Below are 26120 nucleotides of genomic sequence, written 5' to 3'. Positions count from 1 at the left end.
GCGTCACCCGACTCCGTGCAGGGGGCCTCGGAACTTCCAGCAGTCGCAGGCTCTCTCGAAGAAGAGGTCTCGCACCGCCGACACGCCGTCGTGGCGACCGGGGCCGAACCGGGTGGCGAAGGTGCCGACGGGGACGTGGTCGCCGAAGGACTCGACCGCCTTGCTCATGCCGTCGATGGTGAGTGACGGTGCCGCTTCGAGCCCTCGCTTCAGGAAGAAGAGCGCTTCGCAGATGTTCTCGTAGGCGCCCTCGTAGCCCGGCGGGAAGTCGTCGGCCATGCCCGCCTCCGTGACCGCCCGGCGGCAATCCGCAGGCGGTCCCGGACGGACCGGCTCCACGTTGTTGGTCGCCAGGTCGATCGCAGGCTTCCAGCCGAACGCCACCGATCGTTCGAGCGCGGCGGGCGGGGCGCCCAGCGTGCGCAGCGCCCCGATGGTGTTCTGCGTCGTCAAGCCGTAGGCCGGGGTGAACCCCTGCGCCTCGGCCGTGGACATGAAGTTCGCCGCCGACACCTGGCACGAGAAGCAGTTCCCCCACATGACGCGGTCGACCTTCGCGTCACTGAAGGTGAGGACGGTGCTCGACATGTTGTCGGCGTCTGTGTAGGTGGCCTCGACCACGGGCGTGACGCCGATGCGCTTGAGCGCGGGCTTCAACGACGTCTCCGCCAGGCGACGGGCTGTGGGGGTGTTGGTGATGAGCAGGCCGAGCCGTGTGCCGGGAGCGAAGAAGCCGCGCCGGTGGAGCTGGTCGACGGTGACCTGCTCGCGGCGCTCGCCCGCCATGCCGTCGATGCGGTACCAGGTCTTGCCGATGTCCTTGATCCGGGGGTTGTCGACGATCTCGTCGAGGTTGCCCACGACCAGGGAGACGAGCCCGCGCTTGGCGGCGCAACTGTTGAAAACGCCTTCGGTGCTGAACGTCGGCATGGCGGCGAAGACGACGTTGTCCTGGGTGAAGGCGTCGCACATCGACTGCTCGGCTTGGCTGCGGGTGGAGTCCTGGGCTGCAGCCTGCGCGGGGTACTCGTGGTAGATCGGGACGATCTTGCGGCCCGCGATGCCGCCGTTCTTGTTCATCCAGTCGACCACCACTTGGGCGGCGTCCTTGGTGGTGGCCTTTGCATCGTTGCGAGCGGTGGGGGCGAAGGCCTGGAAGATGGCGCTGATGTCGACCCACGAGATGCCGACGGCGATGGTGGTGTTCGTGATGCCTCGGCCCATCGCCCCCTTGGGCGGTGCCGTGGTCCCCGTCGTGCCGCCCGGGCCACGCCCGCCCGGCCCGGTGCCCGTCGTGCCCGCCGTGCCGCCGCCGCCGGCCCCGCCGGCGCCCGGCCCGCCCGCTCCGCCTGCACTCCCGGCGCCGCCGATGCCGAGGCCGTCGCCACCGGCGTAGGCCTCCAGCTCGGCGCTGCTGAGGTTCTCGGCGCCGGGCACCGTGGAGCCGCATGCGGCGGTGGTGAGCATGGCTGCGACCAAGGCGACGAGGTGGCGTCGGCCCACTCGTGCGGTCTTCGCCTTCGTGCGCCCGTCAGGTGCGGATGACATCGGCGTGCTCCTCTCGTTGGTCCCGGTTGCCGGAGCGCTCGATGGCCTCCATGCTCCCGCCGAGGTAGGCCTCGACGACGCGGGGATCGTTCCGAACTTCTTGCGGTGAGCCGACCGCCAGGACGCGCCCTGCGTCCATGGCGATGACCCGGTCGGAGATGCTCATGATCAGGGGGATGTCGTGCTCGATGACGAGCAACGTCAGGGCCAGCTCCTCGCGGAGTTGGTGGAGCAGCCCGCCCAGCGCCTCGGTCTCGCGCTGGGCGATGCCCGAGGCGGGCTCGTCGAGGAGGAGCAGCCGGGGCTGCAGCGCGATGAGGCAGGCGATCTCGGTGATGCGGCGGGTGCCGGTCGACAGTTCGCCGATGGTGCTGTGGCGGTAGCCGTGCAGGCCCATGAGGCCGACCAGCTCGCGGGCTCGGGCCGCCTTGGCCCGCTCGGTGCGGCCGAAGCCCAGCACGGCGTCGGCGAGGCGGGTGGGGCTCACGCGCTCGAACGCCAGGTGTACGGCGTCGAGCACGGTCATGGTGGGGAACAGCGCGGCGTCCTGGAACGAGCGGATCATGCCGAGCTGGGCCCGGATCTCCGGCCCGAAGCCGGTCACGTCGCGGCCCGCGAAGGTCACCGTGCCGGAGTCGGGCTCGGTGAAGCCGCCCAGCAGTTCGAACAGGGTGGTCTTGCCTGCGCCGTTCGGGCCGATGAGGCCCACCGTCTCGCCCGGCCACACTTGCAGCGACACGCCGTTGACGGCCTTGACGCCGCCGAAGCTGCGGGCCAGGTCGCGTGCCTCCAGCAGGGGGTCGGGCGTCTGCACCGAGGTGTTGGCGCGGTGGCGGCGCAGCGCGCTCACGTCGATGCCGGAGCCGAGGGGCGTTGCCGCCGGGTCGTTTTCGGCACTCGCACCGCGGCCGGGGGCGTGGGCGATCAAGGCGACCAGCCGGTCGCGGACCGGCAGCATCAACTGGGCCAGCCCGCCGGGCAGGTAGAGGATCAGGATCAGCCAGCCCGCCTGGGTGGCGGCCAGGCCTGCGGCGTCGAGCTCGACGAACTCGGGCACGCCGATGACGTAAAGGGCGCCCAGCAGCGGACCGCTCAGGATCGAGATGCCGCCGATGACGGTCATGGCGACGACGTTGATGCTGGAGTCGATGGGGAAGGTCGAGCCGCTGACCCGCGAGAGCGAGTGGGCGATGAGGGCCCCGCCCACGCCTGCCAGCACGCCCGCGATGCAGAAGGCCTGCACCTTCACCATGCTCGCCCGCACCGAGAAGGCCCTGGCGTTGGCCTCGTTGTCGCGCACGGCCACCAGCAGGCGGCCGAACCCGCCACGGCGGATGTTGCGGGCCAGCCACATGGCGACGATGAGCACGAGCAAGGAGAAGACGAAGTAGCCCTTGGCCGTTTCGATCGGCGTGTCACCGATGCGGGGCCTGCCGGGCTCCACGCCGGCGCCGAAGGCCCACGGCTGCTGGAGGCCCCACGATTGCACCACGAGGGCGAACGACAGGGTGGTGACGGTGATCATCAGCCCGCGGACCCGCAGCGAGGGCAGGCCGACGGCCAGCGAGGCGATCGCCCCCGCCGCCGCGGCGTAGAGCAAGGCCAGGCCGAAGTTGTCGGTGCGCGACATGACGGCTGTGGAGGCGACCGCGCCCACCGCGCCCACGGCGAACTGGCCGAGGGTCAACTGGCCCCCGAGCCCGGTGACGATGCCGACGGCCAGGCCCACCACGGCGTAGCCGACGATGTGCACGAGGATGGTGGCCGAGCTGTTCGACGCCTGCCACGCCACCAGCCCGCTGAGCAGGAGGGCGACCACGGCCACGGCGGCACCCAGGCGGCGCACCATCCAGTGGTTGCGCAGCTCTTCGGCGACGGGCCGCCAGGCCTGCACGGCCGCCCAACTGCCCTTCTCCTCCTCGCGGCCGACCTCCCGGCGCTGGAGGGTCAGGGCCACCACGATCACCACGAACAGCACGAGCGAGACGAAGCCGCTGCGGGGGAAGTTCCAGAGGATCGACTGCTCGATGATGCCGAGGCCGATGCCGCCGACGAGGGCAGCGGGCAGGTTCTTCATGCGGCCGATGACGGCGGCGGTGAGCGCCCGCAGGAGGAGGCTGGGGCCGAAGCCCGCCCCCGAGGCGGTGAACCCGGCGGTGGGCAGCACCAGGATGGCGGTGAAGGCCGAGAGCGAACCGGCCAGCGCCCACGCCAACGCCGACATGCGCCCGGCGAACACACCCGACATCCGGGCGGCCTCGGGGTTGGCGGCGGCGGCACGGATGCCGAGCCCCCACCGGCTGCGGCGGAAGAAGACGGCGAGGGCGACGACCACCATGGGGCCGAAGATCAGCATCGCCATGTACGGCCGGGTGAGGGTCAGCGCCCCGACCTTCGCTGTGGGCAGGAACGGCGGCTGCGGGAAACCCGAACCGGCCTTGGCCTCGTTGTTCACGGCGAAGCCGAGGGCGAGGAGGAACTGGCCCACGCCCAGGGTCGCCACGATGCTCATGACCCGAGGAGCGGCGCGCAGGCGGCGCACGACGGCCACCTCGCTCACGGCGCCGACGCCCGCGCCGAGCAGCAGCGCCAGCACCAGGCCGATGTAGTAGGGCACGTGCCAGCGGCTGACGGCGAGGCCGAACACCGCCGCCGCGAACAGGCCGATCTCGCCGTGGGCGAAGTTGATGACGCGGTTGGTGCGGTAGATGATCACCAGGCCGACGCCGAGCAGCCCGTAGGTGAGGCCCACGATGGAGCCCAGCAGGACGACCGGTAGCGGCGTGTCGAAGCCGAAGGGGGAGAAGGCGAGCAGGGCGGCGGGGCTCATGGGTGCCGGACCTCGGTGCCGATGCCGGTGCGCTGCACGGCGGCGGCGGCTGCTTCGAGCAGGGCGTCCAACTCGGCGTCCTCGGCGGCGGCGTCTGCTTGCTCGGCGTGGAGCTGGAACAGGGTGGCGCCCACCGACGCCAGGGCGAGGCCGCCCAAGCCGCCCGACACCAACCACGGCCACTGCGCGCCGTCGAGCAGGGTGCGGGCGGCGCCGCGCCATGCCAGCCAGACGCCCACGGCGCCTGCGAGCATGAGAGCAGCGCCGACGGCAGAGGCGTTGACCGCCCGTCGTTCCGGCTCCACGCCCGACACGAAGTTGGGCCGGCGGCGGGTGGTGCTCCACACGACCATGGCCCCCAAGGCGATGGCCACGACGGCCCACAGGGCGCCCGCTGCCGCCGAGCCCCGGAAGAACCGCGTGCTCGCCAGCTCGGGCGCGGCCTCGGCCGCTGGTGCTGCGGGTGCGGTGGTGGTCGACGTCGGCGCCGCCTGGGGCGCGAAGAGGTCGAGCTCAGGCGCCGTCAACCCCGGAGCCGACTGGCCCAGGCCGGCGCCGAAGCCGGGATCGAAGCCGCCGCCAAAGTCGTCACCGTCGTCGCCTCCACCGTCGGAGCTGTCGTCGCCGGGGGTGACCACCAACGCGGCGCGCCCCACGGTGAGGCGGAAGGGCGAGGTCACCGGGACGCCGGCCGCGGCGGGCACGCCGTAGGGGACCAGCATCACGCTGCGCATGGAAGAGGCGCCCGCCAGCAGGCCGGAAACGTCGGCCGACCACCGGTTCTCGCCGTTGGGGGTGACGGCGACGCTCGTCTCGCAGTCGGCCACCGGGGCCTCGGCCCACGCGCCGGGGTTGGCGGGCTTCCAGGCGTCGTCGGTCGGGCAGGCGCGAACGGCAGGCGCCCCTTCGAGCACGACGTCGAGCAGGTGGAGCACAGCCCCGTCGTCAGGGCCGAGGCGATCGGCGAAGCGCAGCGCGGCCACGGATTCGGCACCCACCGGTCCGGCCCAGGCGACTTCCACGCCGCCGCTGGGCTTGCCTTCGGCGAGCGGGCGTTGCGTCCACCACCCGGTCGCGGACGGGCCCGCCTCTTCGCCGGAGGCGGAACCCATCGGCGCCGACAGCAACAGCACGGCCACGGCGGCCGTCAGGCGAGCGCGTCGGGCGTTCATGCCGTCTCCGTCGAGAGCCGCCGGCGTCGGGAGGGCTGGGCGGGTGCCGTGCCGTTGGAGGGCTGCACGGCGGGAGCCTCGGCGGGCTGCGCACCGGTGTCGCCGAGGCGGCGCAGGAGGGCGGTCAGTTCTTCGTGCCGGGCGGCACGTTCGGCGGCGCGGCGGCGCCGAGGGCCGCTGCGCAGCAGGAGCAGGCCCACCTGCACGAGGAGGAGCCCCGCGCCGCCCCCGGAGATGACGTAGGGAAGCTGGAGCGAGGTGACCAGCAGCCCGGCGACCTTGGCCCAGGTGAAGACGAGCACGCCGAAGCCGCAGGCGACCAAGAGGACGCCGCCGCCGACCGCCGCCTCGGGCGTGGCCGCCCGCTGGCGCAAGGCATCGAGGACTGTGACGGCCTTGCCGCCACGCGCACGTAGGTTCATTTCGCTCCTTCCGGGGCTGCCCCGGACAGAAAGACCGCTCGCAAGAGGTCGCCTCGGCTGAGGAGGTCGGCGCTCGAACCGTCGAAGCGCATCTCCCCCTTCTCCATGAAGTAGGCGTGGTCGACCAGGCCCAAGGCGATGTTCACCGACTGCTCGACGAGCACCACGGCGGTGCCGCCCGCGTTGATGCGGCGGACGAGGTCGAGCAACGGCCCCACCACCACGGGCGCCAAGCCCAGCGACAACTCGTCGATGAGGAGCAGCCGCGGCTGGAGGATGAGGGCCTTGGACAGTCCGAGCATCTGCTGCTCGCCGCCCGAAAGGGTGCTGGCGTTCTGGTCGCGGCGCTCCTGCAGCCGAGGGAAGGTGGCGAAGCAGAGCTCGATGCCTTCCTCAAGCCCCTGTTTGCGCCGGCCCAGTGTGTAGCCGTAGGTCCGCAGGTTCTCGGCCACCGACATGCCCGGGAAGATGGCCCGGCCGCCGGGCACCTGTGTGATCCCGAGGCCCACGCGGCGCTCGGCGTCGAGGTAGGTGATCTCGTGGCCGCCGAAGCGCACGCTGCCCGCATGCGGCAGGCCGATGCCGGAGATGACCTTGAGCAGGGTGGACTTGCCCGCGCCGTTCACGCCGAGCAGGGCGACCATCTCGCCTTCGTCGACGGTGAAGTCGACGTCGAAGAGCACCTGGAGCTTGCCGTAGGAGAAGTCGATGCCCCGGCACGACAGCATGGGCAGGTGGCCGCCGCTGCGGCGGATGCGCGAGATCTCCTCGTCCTCGAGCACGGCGTCGACGGCCCGGTCGAAGTCGGAGCCGACGGTTCGTGCGGCCGAGGCGATCATGGCGCTGCCGATGAGGCCGGGGCCCATGACGGCGACGAGCGAGCCGCCGATCCCGTAGCGGCGTTCGATGCCGCTGAAGAACAGCAACCCGACGATGCTGCCCGCCGCCGTGGCCATGCCGGTGAGGGCCGACTGGTGGGCGCGCATGGGCGCGGCCACCAAGGTCTGGGCGGTGACGTTGAGCGACGGGGTGATGATGGCGATGAGGCCGAAGGCCAACCCGAACAGGGCGGCCATCACCAGGAAGACGGGCATCAGGGCGGCGATGCAGATCGTCACCACGGCTACGGCCATGAGCGCGCCTGCCGTGCGCACCACTTGCGCCGGGTCCTCGCGGAACATGGCCTCGCCCCGCTTGCCGAACAGGGCCAACGCCCCGATCGAGAGGGCGAAGACGCAGGCGAGGAAGATGCCTCGTTCGCTCGGGCCCATGCCCCAGCGCTCGTCGAGGAAGAAGAACAAGAAGGTGAGGAACGGCGCCGTCAGCGCGCCGATCACGCTGGCCGCGCCGAGCAGTCGGCGCACGGTGCGGATGAGCAGCAGGCGGCGCACGATCTCGAAGAAACCAAGCGTGAGTGTCTCGTCGTGTTCGACGTCGTCACCCGCCTCGCCGTGGCGCTCGTGCACCGCCTGGCGGATGGCCCGCTCGTCGTAGCGGCCGAAGCCGGGGTCGCGCAGCCGGATGGCCGACAGCGACACCACCAATGACAAGAGGCCGGTGACCAGGAAGACGCCTCGCCAGCTCAGGTAGAACCAGCCGGTGAGGATGGCCACCAGCAGCGGCGCGATGACGTTGGCCGCCTGCAGGCCCACTTGGTAGACGGTCAGCGCCCGCACCCGGGCCGACGGGGGGTGGCTGTCCATCATCAACGGGGTGTGCAGCGCCTGGCTGGCGCCCGAGGTGAGCCCGTCGATGGTGCCGACGCCGAGCAGCCCCCACACCCCGGTGACGAAGGCGGTGGCGGTGCCTGCCAGGCTGAAGCCGATGGCGTTGCCCACGGCGAGCAGGGCTCGGCGGGGCTTGCGCGTCAGCGCGGCGGCGGGCAGCGGGGCGACGGCATGGGCGAAGTTCTTGAGGGTGAGGACGGCGGCGACGGCCCCGACCGACAGCCCGAACGAGCTGCTGATCTCCGGCGCCAGCACCACGAAGCCCCACCCGTGCAGGGTGTCGATGACGGCCAGCAGCGAGATGGTGACGAGCGGGTACCGGCTGACGCCGTGGCGCTTGAGGATGGTGTTGAGCTTCTCCGGCTCCCCTTCGCCGGTGCCCTCGACACCGAGGGCGGAGCGCGCCGCCGAGCGCAGCTCGTCACGCGTCTGCTCGATCTCGTCGAGCGCGGTCTCTTCCTCGGCGTTGTGCGCGCCGCGGCCGTTGGCGTGCGCGGGGGCGGTCACCGCCGCCCCCTGGCGACCTTGACGGTGCGAGTGAAGGCACTCTCACCGATCCTGTGACCTTGGGGGTCGACAAGCACGATGGTGATCGTGTGCTCCTCGGTGTCCCCCTTGGCTCGGACAAAGGGCAGTCGCTCCAGCGTCAGCGAGGTGCCGCTTACACGGTACACATCGTGGGAGTTGAACCACTTGTCGTCCGGGCAGCCCGGGGTGGTCTCGCACGCCCGGTCGTCGCGGGCGAGCCAGCTCAGCGGCTTTCCGGGAGGCTGGGGCGCAGCATCGACGAAGACGGCGAAGTACCCGCTCTTCTTGCCTGCCTCGGCGCCCGGCTCGGTGATGGTGAAGTCGTCCACGTCCCAGCGGATGGTCAGCGGCAACTCGACCTCGGCGTCCTCGGCCGGAGCCTGGAAGCTCAGCCGCCGGTCCACCTGGAAGTCGAGGTTGCTGACGCCGCACCCGGTGGCCGTCGCCAGCACCGCCACGAAGGCGATCGGGCGGCATGCCGATGCGAGGCGGCGGCGGGGCTGGAGGGCCGTGGACTGGGGTTTCACAGGTTCCTTTCTCCGTTCACCAATCGAACACCGTGTGTTCCTGTAGGAACAGGTCGGAGTCCCCCAGACTTAGGATCGCGTCGGCCCGCGTGGCCGCCGAGCGTTCCGGTCAGTCGAGGCGCTCGATGATGGTGGCGTTGGCCATGCCGCCGCCCTCGCACATCGTCTGCAGGCCGTAGCGGCCGCCGCTGCGCTCCAGCTCGCAGAGCATGGTGGCGAGCAGCTTGGTGCCCGAGCACCCGAGCGGGTGGCCGAGGGCGATGGCGCCGCCGTTGGGGTTCACCCGGTCCAGGTCGGGGCCCACTTCCTTGGCCCACGCCAGGACGACCGACGCGAACGCCTCGTTCACCTCGAAGTGGTCGATGTCGCCGATGCCCAGGCCCGCGCGGTCGAGCACCTTTGTGGTGGCGGGGATCGGGCCGGTCAGCATGGTGACGGGGTCGGAGCCCACGACGGCGAAGGTGTGGAAGCGGGCCCGGGGCTTGAGGCCCAGCTGGTTGGCCCGCTCCTCGCTCATGATGAGCACGGCCGACGCGCCGTCGCTGATCTGGCTGGCGTTGCCCGCGGTGACGCGGCCGTCCTCGTAGAACGCAGGCTTCAGGCGGGCCAACGACTCCACCGTGGTGTCGGGGCGGATGCCCTCGTCGGCCGTGACCAATTCGCCGAACTCGCCCGGCGCGCCCGTCTCCGGATCGATGCGCCGCTCCCGCACGGGCACCAGCTCACGCTCGAAACGGCCCTCGTCGCGAGCCCGGGTGGCGAGCTGCTGCGACCGGGCGCCGTAGGCATCGAGGTCTTCACGGGACAGGCCCCAGCGCTGGGCCAGCACCTCCGCGCCCACGCCTTGGTGGGGGAGGCCCTTCACGCCCAGCGTCTCGATGTCGCCGTAGCGGCCCCACACCGCTTCGCCGATGGGGAAGGCGTCGGCCGTGGTAGCCGAGCCCATGGGCGTGGTCGACATGACCTCCACGCCCGCGGCGATGGCGATGTCGTAGGCGCCGGCCAGCACGCCCTGGGCGGCGAAGTGCACGGCCTGCTGCGACGAGCCGCACTGCCGGTCGACGGTGGTGGCGGGCACGCTCTCGGGGAAGCCCGCGCCGAGCACGGCGTAACGGGCGATGTTGGCCGACTGGCGCCCCACCTGGGTGACGCAGCCGGTGATCACGTCGTCGACGAGGGCCGGGTCGATGCCGGTGCGGGTGATGAGCGCCCGCAGCACTTCCGAGGCCAGGTCGGCGGGGTGCCAGCCGCTGAGCGCGCCGTTGCGACGGCCTCCCGGGGTGCGGACGGCATCGACGATTACGGCGTTGGGCATGTTGCTCCTCGAAAGAGACTGGGGTTGGTGTGTGTTGCAGCGGACCACGACGGGCACCGCGTGAGGAAGATCTGGAATCCCTAGACCTAACGACGGCCGGTCAGCGCACGCCGTCCCAGAGCAGGCGCTCCTCGGGACGGGGGTCTTCGACTTCGCCGCCGGCGCCGCCGAACTGGCGGGTGACCCGGCGGTCGAGGTCGTAGGGCCGCCACCCGGGGTCGCCCGTGGTGATGTAGCGGACCCACGCACCGTGCATCTCGTCGGCCAGTTCCTGCGGCGGGGTGTCCCCGATGAGGTCGGCGAGGCTGGGGTCGCGCAGCACGTCCCAGGTGAAGGGCAAGTCGAGCCCGTGGGCCGCCTTGAGCCGGCCGCCGAGGGCAGGCGACTCCCAGGCGAACTCGTAGGCGTGCACGGTGGCATACGCCGTCTGCGCTTCGGCCAGGCGGATGCCGGGGATGCGGAACTGGCGGTCGGTCTCCATGGCCGCCCACAGGTCGAGGACCGGCGTGTCGCCCAACCGCTCCTCGTAGGTCTTCATGGCCTCGGCGCCGGATCGTGTGCCCGTGGCGAAGGTCATGTCGTACATGGCCGGGAGGATCTCGGCGGTGATCGGCAGCAGTTCGGGGGCGACGCCCACGAACAGTTGGATCTCGTCGCGGCAATGGCCGACCAGCACGTCCTTGCCCGCCGCGGCGCCCTTGCGGATCGCCTCGATGGGCAGCACGGGCAGGACGTCGGCGCCGATCATCGGCTGCCACGCCATGCCCGACGCCACGGCGTCGCCGTACGTCACCGGGTCACCCGACGAGGCAACCTCCAAGGCCACCTGGGCCTGGGCTTCGAGCAGGGCCTGGTCGGAGACGGCCCGCTGGCCGTCGAGGTCGTCGGGGCTGAGGCCGAGGGCGGCCACGAAACGGGCGGCGACGTTGCGCGCCACCTCGGGGGGCAAGCCGTTGTGGCCTGCGCCGCTCTGCAGGATGCCGCGGTGGAAGAGGTTGGCGGCTGCCGGTGCCGCCAGGAGGCAGCCGACGCTCATGCCGCCCGCCGACTCGCCGCCGACGGTGACGTTGCCGGGGTCGCCACCGAACGCCGCGATGTTCTCCTGCACCCATTCGAGGGCGGCGATCTGGTCGAGGATGCCGTAGGCACCGGTGCCCGGCTCGCCGTCGGCCAGGTGGTGGAACCCGGCGGCGCCCAGTCGGTAGTTCACCGTCACGCACACCACGCCCTGGCGGGCGAAGGTTGTGCCGTCGTAGATGGAGTCGCTCCCCGAGCCGGTGTTGAAGGCACCGCCGTGGACCCACACGAACACGGGGAGGCCGGCGTTGCCGGGGTCGGGCGTCCACACGTTGAGCGACAGGCAGTCGGCGCCCATCGGGTGGGTGGAGTTGAACGAGGCGAAGGACCCGGGGATGACGTTTTGCGGCACGATCGGGCCGAAGGTGGTGGCCTGGCGCGTCTCGGTCCACGGCGTGGGGCGCTGCGGGGGCCGGAAGCGGCGGTCTCCCACCGGAGCCTCGGCGTAGGGGATGCCGCGGAAGACGGCTCCAGAGGCGGTTCGCTCGCCGGCAACAGGGCCGGACGTCGTCATGGCAGTCGGTTGCATCGTCGGACTCCCCCGATCGCGGTTGTCGTCGGCACCGTCGCACCGCGGCGGGCGGGGGAGCGAGTGGGAGTATCCCTACGGTTATCGCCCGGCCGCGCTAAGTGCGGGGGATGTCCAACTAGTTGCGGGGTGCCCGTCTGTCGGACGCTCGGAGCGTGACCACCGCTGACGTGTCGAACAACCGCTCCGCCCTCGTGACCGGCGGCGCCTCCGGGCTGGGGGCCGCCACCGTCGACGCCTTGCTGGCCGACGGCTGGTCCGTCGTGGCCCTCGACCGTGACCCGGCGGGGCGCACCGACGACCGCCTCTGCGAGGTGAAGGGCGACGTCACCTCGCCCGACGACGTGGCCGCCGCCGTTGCCGCCGCCACCGACATGGCGCCGCTGCGCCTGGCCGTGCACTGCGCGGGCATGGGCGTGCCGGGGCGCACGCTCAACCCCGACGGCACGGTGATGGAGCTCGACGTCTTCCGCCATGTCGTCGACGTGAACCTCAACGGCTCGTTCAACGTGGGCCGCCTGGCCGCTGCGGCCATGGCAGGCCAGGAGCGCGACGAGCACGGCGGGCGCGGCCTGCTGGTGTTCACCGCCTCGTGCGCCGCCTTCGACGGCCAAGCGGGGCAGGTGCCCTACGCAGCAGCCAAGGCCGCCGTGGCGGGCATGACCCTTCCCCTGGCCCGCGACCTGGCGCCGGTTGGCGTGCGGGTCATGACGATCGCCCCCGGCGTGTTCGCCACCCCGATGTACCAGCCGTCCGACGAGGTGCTCGATGCCGCCGGCCCCGAAGCCCGAGCGTTCGTGGAGAACATGCACAGCCGCCTGGAGGCCGAGATCCTGAACCCGCGCCGGCCCGGCCGCCCCGCGGAGTACGCGTCGCTCGTGCTCCACCTGGCCGCCAACCCCTACCTCAACGCCGAGGTCATCCGCCTCGACGCGGGCCTGCGTCCTCGGGCCAAATAGGCGGCCGTCGCTCAGGCCTGTTCCGCCTCGTCGACCGGTGACGCGTCGCGGTCGAGCACGTCGAGCGAGTCGCAGTACCGGGCCAGGGCGAGCCGGTTGGCGCAGCCCGTCTTGGAGTAGATACGCGACAGGTAGGCCTCGACCGTCTTTTCGCTGTAGTGCAGTTCCTGAGCGATCTCCCGATTCCGCCTGCCCGCCTGCACGAGGCGGCAGATGTCGAGTTCGGCATCGGTGAGGCCGAAGACCCGACGGCGGCGGGGGATGGGGACGTTCCACCGGCGCAGCTCGGCCACGGTGTGCCGGCGCCACACCGTGGCGCCCGCTTGGTTGAAGACCTCGATGGCGGCGAGCAGGTTGTCCTTGGGGTCGACGCCCAGGCGGGCCGCCTCGTAGCGCAGGGTGGCTTCGAAGGAGCGCATGCCGTGGGCGGCGGCCAGCTCGATGCCGCGGACGGCAGCCTCGGCGTCGTCGTTGGCGGATGCCAGCGCCTTCTCGGTGATCACCCGGAAGCCCGGGCCGCTGTCGTCGCCGACCAGTTCGACGAGGCGTTCGGCTGCGGCCACGGCACCGGCCTTGTCGCCCGCCGCCAGTCGCACGTCCACCAAGCGGTGGAGCAGGGTCACGGTCATCCGGAACGGGGCTTGGGCGGCGTCGATGGCGCCGAGCAGGCGGGCCTCGGCTTCGGCGAAGCGTCCGTCGTAGGCGTCGGCGCCCGCCAGGACGGCGGCCACGATGCGGTCGACGTGGCCGAAGGCAGGCCACTGCCGGTCGACGACCGAGCGGGCGGTGGCCACGTCGCCCGACTCCAACGCCATGGTGCCTTCCACGAAGGCCACCACCGCTGCGCACAAGGCGTGCTGCGAGTCGTCGAACTCCAGGCGGGCCGACTGGCACCGGCGCCGGGCTTCGTTCCAGTCGCCCCGGTGGAAGGCCACCAACGTGCCCGCCACGATCTCGAGGTCCCAGTTGGCGTGGTCGTCGACGACCTCCTGCAGGGCGGCAGCCTCGGCCAACGCCGCTTCGGCGGCCACGATGTCGCCCACGCAGGCGAAGGTGTAGGCGGCGCTGCGGCGGGCCCGCAGGCGCCACGACGGGGGCGCTTCGTCGGCGGTGGCCAGGAGCGTGTGCACCAGTGCCACGGCCTCGGTGTCGCGCACGCTGATGGTGGTGACCTGCGAGGCGGCGTCGAGGGCAGCGACGCGGTCGGCGATCGACGCGCCCGCCAGCTCGATGGCGAAGGCGGCGTCCTCTTGGGCCTCGGCATCGCGGTCGAGCAGGGCGCAGACGCCGGCCCGCATGGCGCGGAGTCGGGCGGTGTCGCGATGGGCGGCCGCCTGGGCGTCGATGGCCTCCAGCCCCTCGCGTGGGCGCCCGGCGGCGCCGAGGGCGGCGGCCAACAGCACCACGACCTGGTCGGCGTGCTCGACGGGCAGCGACGGCAGCACCGAGCGGCAGGTGTCGACGGTCAGGTGCACGGCGCCCGAACGCCAGGCGGCGGCGGCCAGCCGGGTGCGCACGCCGGGAGCGCGCGGGCTGTCGCGCGGCAGCCGGTCGAGGGCGGCGCCGTAGTACGCGGCGGCCGAGCGGGGTGCGGTGCGGGCCACCGCATCGCCTGCTTCGATGAGCACGGCGGCCCGGTCGGCATCGGCCTCGGGGGCGATGGCCATGATGTGGCGGGCGATCTCCAGCACGTCGACGCGTTCACCGCGGCGGCGCAGGGCGGTGAAGCGGTCGGCCAGCTCGGAGTGGATGCGCCGGCGCTCGGCCGGGCCGAGGTCGGCATACAGCGCATCGCGCAGGATGGCGTGGCCGTACTCCAACCGGTCGGTGCCGGTGAGGATGCCCGCCCGCACCATGCGGTCGCAGGCCACCACGGCGCGCTCGGCGTCGAGGCCGGTGATCGACGCCAGTTGCGGGAGGCGGCCGACTTCGCAACTGCCGGCCACGGCCAGGAGCCGGGCCAACGCCCGCACGTCGCCGCCGAGGGGGAGCACCCGCTGCAGCAGGGCGACGCGCCGGCTCAGCGACGGCACGGCGTCGCCGTCGGAGCCGTCCTCGGCCAGGACCAAGGCGGTGTGGATGGCATAGAAGGGGTTGCCGCGGCTGACGCCCACCACGTTGGCGGTGATCGACGGCGTCTGGGCGCCGCCCAGGGCCTGCTCGACGACGCGCACGATGACGTCGTCGGCCAAGGGCGCCAGCGACACGGTGTGCAGGCGCTCCTCGGTGCTCAGGCTGTGCACCAGGTTGTCGAGGGGGAGGCGGCGCTCGGGGAGGTCGGAGCGCACCGTCGCCACCCACGCCACCGGCAGGTGGGCCAGCCTGCGGACCAGCAGCCCGAAGAGGACGAGCGAGTCGCCGTCGGCGGCGTGGAGGTCGTCGATGGCCAGCACCAGCGGGCCCTGCTCGGCCACCTCGGCCAACAGGGCGGCGGTGGCCTGGAAGGCCCGGCGGTGCAGTTCGGCTTCCTCGTCGACGCCGCGGCTGCCGTGGGCCAAGGCCGTCTCCAAGTCCTCCACCCGGCGCCGCACGGCGGCGTCGCGGTGGTCGCGCAAGGAGGAGACGACCTCGGAGAAGGCGGCGTAGGGGTACACCGCTTCCTCGGCCCGAGCCCGTCCCTTGGCCACGGTGACGCCGTTGGCCGCGGCCCGGGCCACGGCGGCGTCGAGCAGCGTGGTCTTGCCCAGGCCCGCGTCACCCACGACGAGCACCACGTGTCCGCCTGCAGCGGAGGCTCGGTCGATCAGGTCGAGGAGGGTCGTCAGCTCCCCATCCCTGCCGATCGGGGCGGAGCCGACGCTCGATGAAAGCGTGTGCTGCATGTGGGTTCCGAGGGCCATCGTACCCAGTCATTCGCCCTATGCCGCCCGCGGTCCCCGCCGTTTACGAAGGTGTAGGGATGCTCCTACTGTCAGGCGGCGACGCCGCGGCGGTACAACGGGGTGGTGTCGAGCGCAGTGACCATCGAGCTGACCTTCATCCCTCCGGCAGGCGCGCCGGTGCCCGGCGCCGCCCCCCATGCCGAGGGCGTCCTGCGCACGAGCGACGGTGAGCTGCGCCCCTTCAGCGGGTGGCTCGAGCTGCTGAGCATGCTCGAAGGGATCGCGTTCGAGCACGCCCAGCCGGCGAGGTAGCCACGCCCATGGCGGAGCGTCGCAACACGTTCTGCCGGGTGTGCGAACCGGCCTGCGGGCTGGTCGCCACCGTCGAGGACGGCAAGCTCGTCGACCTGGCACCCGACCGCGACCACCCGGTCACCAAGGGCTTCGCCTGCCAGCGGGGCATCGCCGGGCTGGAGATCCACCACGACCCCGACCGGTTGAACTACCCCCAGCGACGCCTCCCCGACGGCAGCTTGCAGCGGGCCACGTGGGACGAGGCGATCGCCGACATCGCCGTGCGCATCCGGGCCATCTCCGAGCGTCACGGGGCCGAGGCGTTGGCCAGCTACTGCGGCAACCCGGCGGCGTTCAACTCGATCACCGGCGCGGGCATGCCGCGCATGCTGAAGAAACTGGGCGCCACCCGCCACTTCAACGCGGGCACCCAGGACTGTTACAACAAGTACGCGGCCAGCGCCGCCGTGTTCGGCAGCACCTTGCTGCACCCGGTGCCCGACTTGGCCAACGCCGAGGTCATCCTGCTCATCGGGTCGAACTGGCGGTCGAGCAAGGCCAGCTTCTTCTCGGTGCCCAACCCCTACGGCCTGCTCATGAAGGCGGCGTCGCGAGGCGCTCGCATCTGGTTCGTCAACCCGCGGCGGGTGGAGTCGTCCGACGCCCGCACCGGCCCGACCATCCAGGTCAAGCCCGACACCGACGTGTACTTCCTGGCCGCCCTGTTGTGCGAGATCGAACGAACGGTCGGCTTCGACCCGGTGGTCGAGCAGCGGGGCCGCAACGTCGAGGGGCTGCGGGCCTTCGTGCGCCGCTACCCACCCGAGCGGGTAGCCGAGGTGTGCGGCATCGACGCTGCGGTGATCCGGGAGGTGGCCTTCGCCTTCGCCACCTCGGGGCGCAGCGCGGTGCACATGTCGACGGGGGCCAACATGGGCCGCCAGGGCGCTTTGGCCTACTGGCTGGTGCACCAGTTGAGCTTCGTGACCGGCAACCTCGACCGCCAGGGCGGCAACGTGGCCGCGCCCGCCTTCTACCGCAACACCGAGGTCGGCCGGATGGACTTCGGTGCCGCCCGGGAGCAGACGGAGTTCGGCGAGCGCTTCGCCGCCGACACCCCTGGCGGCCTCTTGGCCGACTACATCACCCAGGCAGAGCACCCCATCCGGGCCATGTGGGTCACCGCCGGGAACCCGGTCCTGTCGGTCCCGGGCGCCACCAGCCTGCACGAGGCCATGGCGTCGCTGGAACTGCTGGTGTGCCTCGACATCTACCCGTCGGCCACCAGCGAGCTGGCCCACTGGCTGTTGCCTGCCACCGACCAGTTCGAGCGGCCCGACCTGAACCTGGCGGCCATCGGCATCCAGCACGAGCCCGCCGCGCAATGGACCGAAGCGGTGGTGGACCCGCAGTTCGAGCGACGGCCCGAGTGGTGGGTCTACGCCCGGGTGGAGCAGGCCCTGGGCATCCGCTCGGCCCTCGACGCCGATGACCCCGAGGCCGTGATCTGGCGCGGCGTCGACCACCTCTTGGACCAGGGGGGGTTGAGCCGCCGACAACTCCGGGAGGCGCCCGACGGCGTCGTCCGCTTCAGCAAGGGGTTGGAGGCGGGCACGCTGTTCGAGACCGCCATCCAGACGCCCGACAAGCGGGTCGACTGCTGCCCCGACGCCTTCGACAGCGCGCTTGGTCGGTGCGACGACATCTTCGCCGAGTTGGCGGGCGAGCCTCCCGGCACGCTCAAGCTCATCTGCGGCCGGCATGCCCGGTGGCAGAACTCGTGGTACGCCAACGTGCCGGGCATGAAGCGGTCGGGCCACGACCGCAACCGGCTGGGCATGAACCCCGACGACGCCGCCGCCCGCGGCTTGGAGGACGGCTCGTTGGTAGAGGTGCGCTCGCAGTGGGGAGCCATCACCGTCGACGTGCGCATCGACGACACCCTGCGCCCCGGCGTCGTGTGGCTGGAGCACGGCTGGGGCCTGCAACCGGGACTGCGGTTGTCGCGGGCCATGCCCGGCGCCAACGTCAACGTCGTGCTGCCGCATGGTCCCGAGAGCTTCGACCGCCTCTCCAACCAGCAGCACCTCACCGGCGTGCCCGTCGAGGTGACGGCCGCCGTCCCCGCCTCGTAAGGAGATCCGTGTACCCCGGCACCTGGGCCAAGAAGCGACCCGACCATCCCGCGTACGTCTTCGCCGGTTCCGGCGAGACCGTTACGTACCGCGGGCTCGACGAGATGTCGAACCGCATCGCCCAGTGGCTGCGGTCGATCGGCTTGCAGACAGGCGACCACGTGGCGCTGATCATGGAGAACCACCCCCGGTTCCTCCAGGTGTGCTGGGCGGCCCAGCGTTCCGGGCTGTACTACACGCCGGTCAACTGGCACCTCACGCCCGCCGAGATGGGCTACATCGTCGGTGACTGCGGGGCTCGCGTGGTGTTCACCACCACAGCGCGGCTGGCTGCGGTGGAGCAGCTGCGCGACGACCTGGCGCCGGGGTGCCGCGTGGTCGTGGTCGACGACGAGCGCTCGTTCGAAGAGACGTTGGCGGGCATGCCCACCACGCCGGTGCCCGACGAGACCGAGGGCGTCGACATGATCTACTCCTCGGGCACCACGGGACGGCCCAAGGGCGGCACCCGGGCGTTGTCGGGCGTCCCCATGGAGCGCGATGCCGACCCCGTCATCAGCGGCTTCGCCGGGCTCTACCAAATGGACGAGTCGTCGGTGTACCTCACGCCGGGGGCGCCGCTCTACCACGCCGCGCCGTTGCGCTTCTCGATGGCGGTGAACCGCATCGGCGGCACCAACGTGATCCTGGAGCAGTTCGACGCCGAGGGCGCGCTGCGGGCCGTCGCCGAGCACGGCGTCACCCATTCGCAGTGGGTGCCGACGATGTTCGTCCGCATGTTGCGGCTGCCCGAGGAGGTGCGCTCGCGCTACGACCTGGGCTCGCACCGGTTGGCAATCCACGCCGCCGCGCCGTGTTCGAAGCCCGTCAAGCAGGCCATGTTCGACTGGTGGGGGCCGATCCTGCACGAGTACTACGGCGCCTCGGAGGGCGGGGTGCAGACCTACATCGGGCCCGAGGACTGGCTGGCGCACCCGGGGTCGGTGGGGAAGGCGCTGTTCGGCTCCATCCACATCGTCGACGACGCCACCGGCGAGGAGCTTCCGCCCGGGGAGTCGGGCGTGATCTGGTTCGACGGTGGGTCGCCCATCAAGTACCACAACGACGAGACGAAGACGGCCAAGGCCTACGACAGTCGAGGGCGCACCACCGTCGGCGACATGGGCTACCTCGACGACGACGGGTACCTCTATCTGACCGACCGCCTCGACAACATGATCATCGCCGGGGGCGTGAACATCTACCCGCAGGAGGTCGAGGACGTCCTGCTCGAGCACCCGGCCGTGGCCGACGTGGCCGTGTTCGGGGTGCCCCACGAGGAGCTGGGCGAGCAGGTGAAGGCGGTGGTCCAGCCCCTCGACGGCGTGGCCACCGGCCCCGAGCTGGCCGACGAGCTGCTGGCCTTCTGCCGGGAGCGGCTGGCGAGCTACAAATGCCCGAGGTCCGTCGACTTCGAGGACCAGTTGCCCCGCTCGGCGGCAGGCAAGCTCTACAAGCGGCTCGTGCGCGACCGTTACTGGCAGGGTCGTGAGTCCTCGATCGTCTGACAGGATCGCACGATGACCATGGACGAGTTCGTCGCCGCCTACGCCGAAGCCCTTGGCACCGATGCGCCAACGGCCCACGAGGTCGAGCAGCTCCTGGCGCTGGCCGGCGTGGCCGCCCACGCCTCCGAACGCACCGCCGCGCCGGTCACCTGCTGGTTGGCGGCGCGGGCGGGCAAGGGCGTCGACGACGCCTTGGCCGTCGCCCAGTCGATCGCCGACGGCGTGGCCTCACCCGAGGCGTAGCCGGGCCGTCCCGATCGGTCGCCGGCTCGTCAGTCGGCGGGGGCGATCTTCCCGCCCAGTTGCACCGCCATGTCGTAGTGGTCGGCGGCGTGCCACAACTCGGTGATCCGCCCGTCGCGCACGGTGAAGATGTCGATGCCGACGCCCGCGTATGTGTTGCCCGACACAGGCAGCCCGGCCCACGGCTTTGTCTGCGTGCCGCGATAGGTCACCCGGGTGACGACTCGGCCTTCACCGAGGTCGAACATCTCCTCGACGGTGGCGGAGAAGTCGGGGAAGATCCCGCGCCAGCTGTCGACGGCGCGCCGGAACTGCTCGATGTCCACCGGCTCGGCGTTCTCGGTGGCGTCGGCGGCAAAGAGGTCGAGCAGCTTCTCCGACTGGCCCTCCGTCCACACCGACTGCCAGAAGGAGCGCACGACGTCCGCGGGGGAGCCTCCCATGGGCCGAACGTAACAAGCCGCCACTCGATGCGCCGGTACACCCGGTGAGACGGCGGCTGCGTGGGTAGCAACCCGGTGTGCAGTTTTCGGAAGGCCGCCGGTGAAGGGGAGCGCTCGTCGGTTGCCCATCGTGGAACGGGTTCGAACCAGCCTTTTCTTTGTGCCCGCTGTGGCCGTCGTCCTCGGCGGGGCGCTCTCGTTCGTCCTCGTCGCCGTTGACCGTGGGATCCCGCAGGACCGCACATCGTGGTACCTGTTCGGCGGCGGGCCCGACAGCGCTCGCAACCTGCTGTCGACCATTGCGGCCGCCATGGTCACGTCGATCAGCCTCATCTTCTCGGTCACGATGATCGTGCTGCAGCTGGCCAGTGCCCAGTACTCGCCTCGCGTGCTGCGCACGTTCATCCGCGACCGCTTGGTCCAGGTGGTGCTCGGCGCCTACATCGCCACCTTCGTGTACTCGCTGCTCGTCCTGCCCGAGGTGCGCTCGGGCGACGGCGGCGACGAAGTGTTCGTGCCTGCCGTGGCGGTCTCGGGGTCCCTTGCCCTGGCGCTGGTGAGCCTTGCCCTCTTCGTCCGCTACATCGACCACATCGCGCACGGGATCCGGGCAGTGACGTTGTTGAGCGCGGTGGCCGACGAGACCCGCCAGGCCATGGCCCGCATGTACCCCGACGAGATCGGCAGCGACGCCGATCACGAGCTCCTCGATGAACGGCCGAGGCCGACGACCGTCGTTCACTCCGCCGACCGAGCAGGGGTCGTCGTCGCCGTCGACGAGGACCGGCTGCTGCGGTGCGCGCACGAAGCCGACGTCGTCGTGCGGCTCGTGCCGCTCGTCGGTGAGTTCGTCCCCACCAAAGGCCCGATGTTCGAAGTCCACGGCGACAGCACCGACGACACACGCAAGGAGATGCTCCAGTGCGTCGGCCTCGCGCGCGAACGCACCATGCAACAAGACCCCGCCTTCGGCTTTCGCCAGATCGTCGACATCGCCGAGCGAGCGTTGTCACCCGGCGTCAACGACCCGACGACGGCGGTGCAGGCCGTCGACGAGCTCCACGACCTGTTGCGACGACTGGCCGACCGGCGCTTCCCGTCGGAGGCGCGGCTCGACGACGACGGCGCGCTGCGGGTGGTCGCCCCCCGCTACGGCTGGGACGACTACGTAGGGCTGGCGTTCGACGAGATCCGGCACTACGGCCGCGGGTCGATCCAAATCGCCCGCCGCATGCGTGGCGCGCTCGAGGATCTGGCAACCGTGGCGCCGGAGCCCCGACAGGCTGCGCTCGACCGGCAGCTCCGCCTACTGGAGGAAAGCACCCGCCGCGACTTCCCTGACGAAGAGGACACCCGGCACGCGCAGGACGCTGCACTGATCTCCTGAGCCCTCACCCCGTCTCGGCGCGGGCCTGGGCGACATGCGAGAGGGTGACGAAACGAGAGGCCTCGCCTCGACTGCTCGGCGGTAGATTGTCGACGGGGGTGGGGGCGACGGCCATGTGCAGCGCCCCACCCGCAGCTGTCAGCCGGCGGGCGGCGGGCAGTCGACGCGCTCGATGCGCACCTGGGCTTGGCCCGCCCCGTGGTCGGTCAGCGTCTCCTGAAGGTCGAGCTCTTCAGCCCGTGGGTTGATCTCGCGGCGGTCGACCTCGGCGTTGCAGATCACCATGCGAACATCGACTTCTTGTGCACCCGCAACCGCGGAGCCGAGCGACGTGGCGTTCATGCGCTGCATCACGATCACAGCGCCGAGCAGCAACACGACTGCTCCCACCGCCACGAGCAGCGTCCACAGCGGCACCCGAGCCGACAGCACTCGTCGATTCGGTCGTGAACGTTCCGAGGTCTCGTGGTCATCACTCATGGCGTCTTCGTCCCCTTTTGACGGCGTCCTCAGTCTCCGGCCACGAAGAACAGCCATTCGCCGTCCTCCGCTATCCCGATGCGGTAGCCGACGTAGCTGCCGAACTTCTGAAAGGCGGCAAAGTCCTCGTCGTCGTACAGCGGCCGCAGCGCCTCCCGTGCCTCGGACGCCACATCGGCCCACCGTTCTGCCGCGAAAGCCGACGGCCACACGAACTGCGGGTCACCCGCGGCGGCGCGCCGGGCATGCGGCGCGTCGAGCAGGGTGACCAAGGCGTGCAGAGGCCGTTCTCCACCGGCCTCGCCTCGCTGCCAGGAGGCGGCGAGGTCGTCGACGCCGCCGAAGCCGGCCGTGAACGGACGCCGTCCGCTGGAAGCCAGTTGCGCCAGGCGGGCGTAGTCGCACTGTGTGGCGGCATCGACGATGGTGCGACGGGTGGTGGCGACCTCCACCGGCAGTCCCGGCTGCGTGGCGGGCGTGGCACTCAGCCCGTCGGCCGAACACCGGGCGGCTCGCGGGGTGACCCGCAACGATGCCACCATCCGGTCGAGTACCGCCTTCACCTCGCCGTACGCCACGCCATCGCGCGCGCCCGCTTGCGAGGCGGACCCGACCACGGTGCGGCCGTCGGCGTCCACGAAGTACGTGTAGGTGCGGGAGCCTGCGGGTTCCACGAGGCCCGTGGATTCCGTCTCCGCTACAACGGCGGTGTGGCCCGCAACGGTGCGGTTCTCCCGAAGCACGACCCGCGCCGCCGTCGACTCCACGACTCGACGGGCGTGGGCGTCGACTGGGCCGTCGAGGACGCGCACGTGCACGGCGATTCCGAAGACGTCTGTGGCGGGGGCAAGTTGGAACGGGCGCGGATTGAACCAATGGCAGGTCTCCACCACCTCGCCGACGTTGGTGTGCCAGTCGTGCGGGTACTCGAGCGCGTACCCGGCGCGGGGCGCCTCGCACGACTGCCACGCAGCCGCAGCCGTCGTCGTGCTCGTGGCCGGGGTCGTGTCGTCACCCGACCCCGTGCCACAGGCCGCCGACAGCAGCGCCAGCGCTACCAGGAGCGGCGGCCGATTCATCCTCAGACGTGTACCCGGTAGGCGGGCGCCTTACGACGCAGGTCGCCACTTGTAACCCGACTGCAACCCTGGCGTTCAGGGTTCGACGACGCTCGTCGTCGTACATCTCGTGGCCAGGGGCGCTGATCGGTTTAAAAGCCCTTTGATTTCAAGGGTTTTTGCTTGATCGTGTAATCGAACACATGTACGATTAAGGAGTGGTCGGGGAGTTGCGGGACGTCGTCGAAAAGCTGGAGGTCCCGCTCGACGGCGAGGCCTTGGCGGAGGCTCTGAAGCTGGCCGACCTGCTGAACGCAAAGCTGGCGGCGGCGGTCGGCGAGTTCGACGCCGAGGCCCTGTGGGAACTCGACGGCGCCACGTCGATGACGGCCTGGCTCCGGCACCACGCGGGCATGACGGCGAGCACCGCCAAATCGACGGCGTCCACGGCGAAGAAGCTCCGCACGTTGCCGATGACGGCGGCGTGCTGGTTGTCAGGGGCTATGTCGGGCGGCCAGGTGCAGGCCATCGTGCGCAACGCCACGCCGGAGTTTCCCGAGCACGAGGCGGCAATCGTCCCTTCGTTGGTCGACCTGTCGGTGGCCGATACCGCCTTGGCCATGCAGCAGTGGAAGGCCATGCTCGACATCGAGCCGAAGCTCGAGAAGGGCGTCCACCTGTCACAGACGTTGGACGGCCAATGGGAACTGACGGGATCACTCGACGCGCTGGGGGGCGAGACGGTGGCGACCGCCTTGCGGCTGGCCATGGTCGACGACCCCGACGTGCTGCCGTCGCAGCGCAGGGCCGAAGCGTTGGTCGACGTGTGCAGGTTCTTCCTCGACCACCAGAACGGCAGGCGGGGTGGCAGGCATCGGCCGCACCTCAACGTGGTGGTCGACTACGACGCCCTGCGCGCCGGCAAGGGCGGCAGCTTCGTGGGCGGCGGGCTGCTCGACGGTGCGTCGGTCCAGGCGCTGGCCTGCGACGCGGCGATCCACCGAGTGGTGACCGACGGCCGCTCAACCATCCTCGACTACGGCACCTCGACGCGGACCATCCCGGCCCCGTTGTGGTCGGCGTTGGTCCTGCGCGACCGACACTGCCGCATCGAAGGCTGCGACCGGCCGTCGCAGTGGTGCGAGGCCCACCACGTGGTGCCGTGGCACGACGGCGGGACCACTGCCCTCGACAACCTGGTGCTCAAGTGCAGCCGCCACCACCACGTCGGCCACCAACCGGGTTGGTCGGAGAAGCTGAAGCCCGACGGCACGTTGGTCATCACCGATCCACGCGGCCGCACCCGCACGACCCGACCACCTGGCGCGTCAACAGCGTTGCCGAGCGGCCGCCACCCACTGACGACGCCGGTCGCGGCTCAGGGAGCCGGGTCGGGTGGCACGACGTGGCGGTCGATGCGTGCCCCCGACTGCCCGAGGCCGGTGACCGTCACGCGGTCGAAGGCGCGCAACGAGCGGTCGTTGCGGTCGAAGTAGAGGATCGAGCAGGCGAGGGGTTCCGACTCCTGCTTCTCCAGGGCGCGCAGCCCAGCGCCGCCGGTGGAGCCTTCGACCAGCAGCCGCGTCTCCGCCCCGAGCATCTGCACGCCGGGCCGGTGGAGGTGGCCCGCGAGCACGACGCCGCTCAGCCCGCCGAGGCCGGCGGCCACCCGGGGGTCGTGCACGGCGACGACATCGACGCTGCCGTGGTCACGCAGGCGGCGGGCGACCTCGGGTGCAAACCGGTCGGCCACCTGGGACTCCTGGCCTGCGTCCGGCGCGGAGCTCTTGTCGGGCGTGAACCGCGGGTCACCGATCCCCCAGAAGCGCAACCCGGCGACCAACCGGCCTTCACCCTCCAGCACCACCGCATTGGGCTGGGCGGCGACAGCCGCAGCGGTTGCCGCCGAGTCGTGGTTGCCCCGCACGAACACGTACGGCACGCCCAAAGTGCCGATCCGTTCAACGAACTGGGCTTCGGCTGCGGTACCCCAGTCGTTGATGTCGCCGGTGTCGACGACGGCGTCGATCTTGAACTGGCGCACCAGTTGGCCGATGAGGTCGAACGCCTGCGGGTTGAGGTGCAGGTCGCTCACGTGGAGGACGCGAACGGTGTCGGTGCTCGCCGTGAACGACGTCAACCCCGCCGTCGTCTTGTACAGCTCGGCCACGTTGCCGATGAGCCGAGTGAGTTGCGAACGGTAGGCGTCGTACTGGGCACGCACCTGCTCGATCGAGCCGATCGCCTGCGGTGCGACCGTCAACAGCCCCGTATAACGGGGCTCGGCCACGGCGTGCGGGTTCCACGTGGCCCGAGCGGTGCCCGCGATGGCCACCGTGGCGACGACGGCCGCCAGTGCGCCCAAGGCCAGCGTGCGGCGCGCCGGGCGCCGCAACCCTGCCACGAGCAACGCGCCTGCCATGGCGCCCGCGACGGCGCGGAGCAAGACGGCGCGGATCGCTTCTCGGGCGTCGCGAGCGGCGTCGTCGTCGACAGCGCTCAGCGTCGACGGGTCCTCGACCACCCGCTGGGCGTCGGCCACGTCGAGCTCGTCCGCCGTGGCGACGAGCCCCAGCGGGCCGTCGTGGGTGTCGAGGCGCAGTGTGCCGAGTGGAGCCAAGCGTACGAAGGTGTCGCCCGTCGAAGAGAGGCGCAACGACACGGTGGCGTGGAACGGCCCGATCTCGGCATGGGTGCGGCCCGCAGCAACGGCACCGCCGATCGCACCCGCCCCGCACATCAGCAGGAGCGCGACGACGCGCACCGGCTTCGCCGTCAGCAGACGCTGGACCGTGCCGGCGTCGCCCGTCCTCACCGGGGTTCGAGGCTCAAGCTGTACCGCGTGGACACGCCGTCCGTCTCCGTCTTCACGCCCAGCGGCTCCGAGCGCGGGTGAAGGGGGAGGTCGTCGAAGTTGCCGCGCTGGAAAGCGGTCTCCGAGGGCATCCGCTGGGTGGCCGGACCGTCGCCGCCGCCGCACGCCGCGAAGAACGCGGGGGCAACGGCGAGGAAGCAGATGCGACGAGGCATGACGACCACCTTCCCACACGACCCGCTTTCGCCAACCCGTCCGCGGG

21 protein-coding genes are annotated in these 26120 nt (G+C 71.3%); 7 read left to right on the top strand and 14 right to left on the bottom strand.

The genetic code is table 11. The features are described from left to right. Window positions 1-3 precede the first annotated feature (3 nt). From VM938_15580 to VM938_15545, 8 genes are all read right to left on the bottom strand, one after another. Window positions 4-1548 (bottom strand): ABC transporter substrate-binding protein, encoded by a 1545-nt coding sequence (locus VM938_15580; GenBank protein HVF76457.1) that lies wholly within the window; start codon window positions 1546-1548, stop codon window positions 4-6. Further along, on the bottom strand, window positions 1532-4378 hold the full coding sequence (locus VM938_15575) for an ATP-binding cassette domain-containing protein (protein HVF76456.1): 2847 nt from the start codon (window positions 4376-4378) through the stop codon (window positions 1532-1534). Before VM938_15575 ends, VM938_15580 begins: the two co-directional genes overlap by 17 nt. Then, window positions 4375-5550 carry a hypothetical protein gene (locus VM938_15570; protein HVF76455.1) on the bottom strand — a complete coding sequence of 392 codons (1176 nt, stop codon included), beginning with the start codon at window positions 5548-5550 and terminating at the stop codon, window positions 4375-4377. Before VM938_15570 ends, VM938_15575 begins: the two co-directional genes overlap by 4 nt. Continuing rightward, on the bottom strand, window positions 5547-5972 hold the full coding sequence (locus tag VM938_15565) for a hypothetical protein (GenBank protein HVF76454.1): 426 nt from the start codon (window positions 5970-5972) through the stop codon (window positions 5547-5549). Before VM938_15565 ends, VM938_15570 begins: the two co-directional genes overlap by 4 nt. Next, window positions 5969-8206: an MFS transporter gene (locus VM938_15560; protein ID HVF76453.1), complete on the bottom strand. Its 2238-nt coding sequence runs from the start codon at window positions 8204-8206 to the stop codon at window positions 5969-5971. The genes VM938_15565 and VM938_15560 overlap by 4 nt, the downstream gene beginning before the upstream one ends. Then, complete coding sequence (locus VM938_15555) at window positions 8203-8754, bottom strand: hypothetical protein (protein ID HVF76452.1); 552 nt, start codon at window positions 8752-8754, stop codon at window positions 8203-8205. Before VM938_15555 ends, VM938_15560 begins: the two co-directional genes overlap by 4 nt. A 109-nt stretch (window positions 8755-8863) precedes the next feature. After that, a complete protein-coding gene (locus tag VM938_15550) occupies window positions 8864-10069 on the bottom strand; it encodes a thiolase family protein (protein HVF76451.1) in 1206 nt (401 codons plus the stop codon). Between the two features lie 100 nt (window positions 10070-10169). Further along, complete coding sequence (locus VM938_15545; GenBank protein ID HVF76450.1) at window positions 10170-11660, bottom strand: carboxylesterase family protein; 1491 nt, start codon at window positions 11658-11660, stop codon at window positions 10170-10172. Between the two features lie 170 nt (window positions 11661-11830). On the opposite strand from VM938_15545, the gene VM938_15540 reads away from it, so the two are divergent. Further along, window positions 11831-12634, top strand: coding sequence for an SDR family NAD(P)-dependent oxidoreductase (locus VM938_15540; protein ID HVF76449.1), 804 nt, complete (start codon window positions 11831-11833; stop codon window positions 12632-12634). A gap of 11 nt (window positions 12635-12645) precedes the next feature. Here the strand turns inward: VM938_15540 and VM938_15535 are convergent, their stop codons facing one another. Beyond that, window positions 12646-15474: an AAA family ATPase gene (locus tag VM938_15535; GenBank protein HVF76448.1), complete on the bottom strand. Its 2829-nt coding sequence runs from the start codon at window positions 15472-15474 to the stop codon at window positions 12646-12648. 105 nt (window positions 15475-15579) lie between these two features. Here VM938_15535 and VM938_15530 point away from each other — a divergent pair, with 105 nt between their 5' ends. The 4 genes from VM938_15530 to VM938_15515 are packed head-to-tail and all read left to right on the top strand — an operon-like array spanning window position 15580 to window position 19675. Next, complete coding sequence (locus VM938_15530; protein ID HVF76447.1) at window positions 15580-15768, top strand: hypothetical protein; 189 nt, start codon at window positions 15580-15582, stop codon at window positions 15766-15768. Window positions 15769-15776: 8 nt separating this feature from the next. Beyond that, on the top strand, window positions 15777-17885 hold the full coding sequence (locus VM938_15525; GenBank protein ID HVF76446.1) for a molybdopterin-dependent oxidoreductase: 2109 nt from the start codon (window positions 15777-15779) through the stop codon (window positions 17883-17885). An 8-nt stretch (window positions 17886-17893) separates the two neighbouring features. After that, window positions 17894-19432, top strand: a complete 1539-nt coding sequence (locus tag VM938_15520) for an acyl-CoA synthetase (protein ID HVF76445.1) — start codon at window positions 17894-17896, stop codon at window positions 19430-19432. A gap of 12 nt (window positions 19433-19444) precedes the next feature. Continuing rightward, complete coding sequence (locus tag VM938_15515) at window positions 19445-19675, top strand: DUF6457 domain-containing protein (protein ID HVF76444.1); 231 nt, start codon at window positions 19445-19447, stop codon at window positions 19673-19675. A 29-nt stretch (window positions 19676-19704) separates the two neighbouring features. On the opposite strand, the gene VM938_15510 is transcribed toward VM938_15515, so the two are convergent. Beyond that, window positions 19705-20118, bottom strand: a complete 414-nt coding sequence (locus VM938_15510) for an ester cyclase (GenBank protein ID HVF76443.1) — start codon at window positions 20116-20118, stop codon at window positions 19705-19707. 100 nt (window positions 20119-20218) lie between these two features. Between VM938_15510 and VM938_15505 the strand changes: the two genes are divergently transcribed. Beyond that, complete coding sequence (locus VM938_15505; protein ID HVF76442.1) at window positions 20219-21505, top strand: DUF2254 domain-containing protein; 1287 nt, start codon at window positions 20219-20221, stop codon at window positions 21503-21505. Between the two features lie 138 nt (window positions 21506-21643). Here VM938_15505 and VM938_15500 read toward each other — a convergent pair whose 3' ends face one another. Both VM938_15500 and VM938_15495 read right to left on the bottom strand, forming a co-directional pair. Continuing rightward, the gene (locus VM938_15500; protein HVF76441.1) at window positions 21644-21985 is read right to left on the bottom strand and encodes a hypothetical protein; all 342 of its coding nucleotides are present in this window, start codon (window positions 21983-21985) and stop codon (window positions 21644-21646) included. A 29-nt stretch (window positions 21986-22014) separates the two neighbouring features. Beyond that, window positions 22015-23064, bottom strand: a complete 1050-nt coding sequence (locus VM938_15495; GenBank protein HVF76440.1) for a hypothetical protein — start codon at window positions 23062-23064, stop codon at window positions 22015-22017. Window positions 23065-23261: 197 nt separating this feature from the next. Here VM938_15495 and VM938_15490 point away from each other — a divergent pair, with 197 nt between their 5' ends. Then, window positions 23262-24539: a DUF222 domain-containing protein gene (locus tag VM938_15490; GenBank protein HVF76439.1), complete on the top strand. Its 1278-nt coding sequence runs from the start codon at window positions 23262-23264 to the stop codon at window positions 24537-24539. Here the strand turns inward: VM938_15490 and VM938_15485 are convergent. Both VM938_15485 and VM938_15480 read right to left on the bottom strand, forming a co-directional pair. After that, window positions 24422-25858, bottom strand: coding sequence for a metallophosphoesterase (locus VM938_15485; protein HVF76438.1), 1437 nt, complete (start codon window positions 25856-25858; stop codon window positions 24422-24424). The genes VM938_15490 and VM938_15485 overlap by 118 nt on opposite strands. Then, window positions 25855-26073, bottom strand: a complete 219-nt coding sequence (locus VM938_15480; GenBank protein ID HVF76437.1) for a hypothetical protein — start codon at window positions 26071-26073, stop codon at window positions 25855-25857. The genes VM938_15485 and VM938_15480 overlap by 4 nt, the downstream gene beginning before the upstream one ends. Window positions 26074-26120 lie beyond the last annotated feature (47 nt).

The sequence above is a fragment of the Acidimicrobiales bacterium genome (genome assembly GCA_035536915.1).
Taxonomy (GTDB): Bacteria; Actinomycetota; Acidimicrobiia; order Acidimicrobiales; family JAHWLA01; genus JAHWLA01.
The sequence above is the reverse complement of the archived record's forward strand: the minus strand, read 5'-3'. Positions and strand labels throughout refer to the sequence as shown.